The 3,217-nt window shown below is 68.1% G+C and carries 4 protein-coding genes; all 4 read left to right on the top strand.

What is annotated here, in order from left to right:
• The first annotated feature begins 171 nt into the window (after window positions 1-171).
• A complete protein-coding gene (gene modA / locus ACFDR9_RS27295; protein WP_017876018.1) occupies window positions 172-915 on the top strand; it encodes a molybdate ABC transporter substrate-binding protein in 744 nt (247 codons plus the stop codon).
• A gap of 10 nt (window positions 916-925) precedes the next feature.
• Entirely contained in the window at window positions 926-1,600 is a 675-nt protein-coding gene (gene modB / locus ACFDR9_RS27290; RefSeq protein WP_017876019.1) for a molybdate ABC transporter permease subunit, read from the top strand.
• A gap of 10 nt (window positions 1,601-1,610) precedes the next feature.
• Window positions 1,611-2,705, top strand: coding sequence for a molybdenum ABC transporter ATP-binding protein (gene modC / locus ACFDR9_RS27285; protein WP_409033020.1), 1,095 nt, complete (start codon window positions 1,611-1,613; stop codon window positions 2,703-2,705).
• Between the two features lie 103 nt (window positions 2,706-2,808).
• A partial coding sequence (locus tag ACFDR9_RS27280; RefSeq protein ID WP_409033019.1) for a winged helix-turn-helix domain-containing protein occupies window positions 2,809-3,217 on the top strand: 409 nt, incomplete at its 3' end.

Here is a 3,217-nt window from a genome sequence, read left to right as displayed (position 1 = left end):
GCAAGTTTACAAGGGGCGCGTTAGTTTATTGAATGTAAACGTGTTTTCAAACCGGCTGGGCGTTGGTCCGGACTTGTGTATAACGAGGTGGGGCAAATGGCGGCGGGCCCATCCGGTGCGCATGCCGTTATATACTTCGTTATATATCGATCCTTCACCTCTGGAGTTCCCATGTTCCGCCTGACCGCCTTACTGATCGCCCTCGCCGCCGCCAATATCGCCCACGCCGATGAGGTGCAGGTCGCCGTCGCCGCCAATTTCGCCGCGCCGATGAAAGACATCGCCGCCCGCTTCGAACAGGACACCGGCCACAAGGTGCTGGCCTCGTTCGGCGCCACCGGCAAGTTCTACGCGCAAATCAAGAACGGCGCGCCGTTCGAGGTGCTGCTGGCCGCCGACGACGACACCCCGGCCAAACTGGAAAAGGAAGGCGCCGCCGTGCCGAACAGCCGCTTTACCTATGCGATCGGCAAGCTGGTGCTGTGGAGCGCGCAGGCTGGCCTGGTCGACGACCAGGGCGAGGTGCTGAAGAAAGGCGGCTTCGAGCACCTGTCGATCGCCAACCCGAAGCTGGCGCCATACGGCGCGGCGGCGGTGGAGGTGCTGCAAAAGCTCAAGCTGTACGGCGCGCTGGAAGCCAAGTTTGTGCTGGGCGAAAGCATTTCGCAAACCCACCAGTTCGTCGCGTCCGGCGCCGCGCCGCTGGGTTTTGTCGCCATGGCGCAGGTGTACGAGGGCGGCAAGCTGAAATCCGGCTCGGCCTGGGTCGTGCCGGGCAAGCTGCACAGCCCGATCCGCCAGGACGCGGTGGTGCTGGACAAGGGCAAGGGCAAACCGGCCGCCGAGGCGTTTCTCGCCTACCTGAAGGGCGACAAGGCGAAAGCCGTGATACGCTCCTACGGTTACGACCTCTAAAACCCGCTACATGCTCACTCCCGAAGACTGGGGCGCCATCTGGCTGACCTTGAAGCTGGCGACCCTCGTCACGGCGCTGTTGCTGTTGCTGGGAACGCCGGTGGCGTGGTGGCTGGCGCAAACGCGCTCGCGCTACAAAAGCCTGGTGGGCGCGGTTGTCGCGCTGCCGCTGGTGCTGCCGCCGTCGGTGCTGGGCTTCTACCTGCTGGTGACGATGGGGCCGAACGGCCCGATCGGCCACCTGACCCAGACGCTGGGCATCGGCCTGCTACCGTTCACCTTCCCCGGCCTGGTCATCGGCTCGCTCGTGTATTCGCTGCCCTTTGTCGTGCAGCCGCTGCAAAACGCCTTCGAGGCGATCGGCAGGCGCCCGCTGGAAGTGGCCGCAACCCTGCGCGCCGGTCCGCTGGACACCTTCTTCTCGGTGGTGCTGCCGCTGTCCAAACCCGGCTTCATTACCGCCGCCACGCTCGGCTTCGCCCACACGATAGGCGAGTTCGGCGTGGTGCTGATGATAGGCGGGAACATCCCGAACAAGACGCGCGTCGTCTCGGTGCAAATTTACGGCCACGTCGACGCCGCCGAATACGCCCAGGCACACTGGCTGGCCGGCGGCATGCTGGCCTTCAGCTTCGTCGCGCTGTTACTGCTGTACGCATTTAATCCGACCCGGAAAACACCATGAGGCGACAACCATGAGCCAGCCGCCCGCCATCCGCGCGCGCTTCAGCGTCGACCGCGACGGCTTCGCCATGCGGGCGCAACTGGATTTGCCGGGGCGCGGCGTCACGGCGCTGTTCGGCCACTCCGGCTCCGGCAAGACCACGCTATTGCGCGCCGTCGCCGGCTTGGAGCGCCACGCCGGCGGCTACCTGGAAGTCAACGGCGAGACTTGGCAAGACGACGCCGCCGGGCTGTTCGTGCCGACCCACCGGCGCGCGCTGGGCTATGTATTCCAAGAGGCCAGCCTGTTCCCGCACCTGTCGGTGCAGGGCAACCTCGACTTCGCCCGCCGGCGCGCCGGCGCCGCCGACGGCGACAAGGTGATGGCGCAGGCGCTGTCGCTGCTCGGCATCGGCCACCTGCTGGCGCGCCGCAGCACCGAGCTGTCCGGCGGCGAGCGCCAGCGCGTGGCGATTGCCAGGGCGCTGCTGACCAAGCCGCGCCTATTGCTGCTGGACGAACCGCTGGCGTCGCTGGACGGCAAGCGCAAGGAGGAAGTGCTGCCCTATCTGGAGCGCATCCACGGCGAGCTGGCGATCCCGATGCTGTACGTCAGCCACTCGATCGACGAAGTGGCGCGCCTGGCCGACCACGTCGTGCTGCTCGACGGCGGCCGCGTGCTGGCCAGCGGGCCGGCCGCCGACACGCTGGCGCGGCTGGACTTGTCGGCGGCGCTGGCCGACGACGCCGGCGCGCTGGTCGAAGGCGTCGTCGACGGCTTCGACGCGCCCTACCAACTGCTGCGCCTGCGCGCGGCCGGCGGCACCATGCACATCGCGCACCAGGAACTGGCGCCGGGCGCCCGGCTGCGGCTGCGCATCCTGGCGCGCGACGTCAGCCTGGCGCTGGCGCCGCAGAGCGACAGCTCGATCCTGAACCAGCTGCGCGCCACGGTGGCGGCCGAGTGGCCGGCCAACGACCCGGCGCACGTCATCGTCAAGCTCGACGCCGGCGGCACGGCGCTGCTGGCGCGCATCACGCGCCGCTCGCGCGACCTGCTCGCCCTGGAAACCGGCAAACCGGTCTGGGCGCAGGTCAAGGCGGCCGCGCTGCTGTCGATGCACTGACAACCGACGCCGCCATGGCGAGACCTGGCCCCGGGGTTGGTTGCGTGGCGTGGCGGCAAGCTGCCGGCGTTATAATATTCGTTCCCATGTTCAAGGTGCTTCAATGACGATCAGGATCGACTTAAAACTGCGGCTGCGGCGCGACGACGACGTGGCCATGGGCCCCGGCAAAGCGGACCTGCTCGACGCCATCGCGCAGACCGGTTCGATCAGCGCGGCGGCGCGCAGCATGGACATGTCTTACCGCCGCGCCTGGCTGCTGGTGGACGTCATGAACCGCAGTTTCCGCGAACCGCTGGTGCGCGGCGCGGCGGGCGGCGTGCAGGGCGGCGGCGCCAACGTCACGCAAGCGGGCCTGCAGGTGCTGGCCCAATTTCGCGCCATGGAAGCGGGGGGGGGGGGGGGGGGGGGGGGGGAGGGGGGAGGGGGGGGGGGGGGGGTGGGGCGGGGGGGGGGACAAAGAAGTAATTGTCCTTCATGCGCTGCATGCCTTGAGGCAGGCGTGCCCCCGG

It is taken from the genome of Janthinobacterium sp. CG_23.3, assembly GCF_046115965.1.
In the GTDB taxonomy this organism is placed as follows: Bacteria; Pseudomonadota; Gammaproteobacteria; order Burkholderiales; family Burkholderiaceae_D; genus Janthinobacterium.
Note: the sequence above shows the minus strand (reverse complement) of the source record. Positions and strands in the feature narration are given on the sequence as shown.

What these genes read in the sequence shown, in the direction of transcription:
- modA (WP_017876018.1), top strand. Translation starts at nt 172, where the DNA reads ATGTTCCGCCTGACCGCCTTACTGATCGCCCTCGCCGCCGCCAATATC.
- modC (WP_409033020.1), top strand. Translation starts at nt 1,611, where the DNA reads ATGAGCCAGCCGCCCGCCATCCGCGCGCGCTTCAGCGTCGACCGCGAC.
- modB (WP_017876019.1), top strand. Translation starts at nt 926, where the DNA reads ATGCTCACTCCCGAAGACTGGGGCGCCATCTGGCTGACCTTGAAGCTG.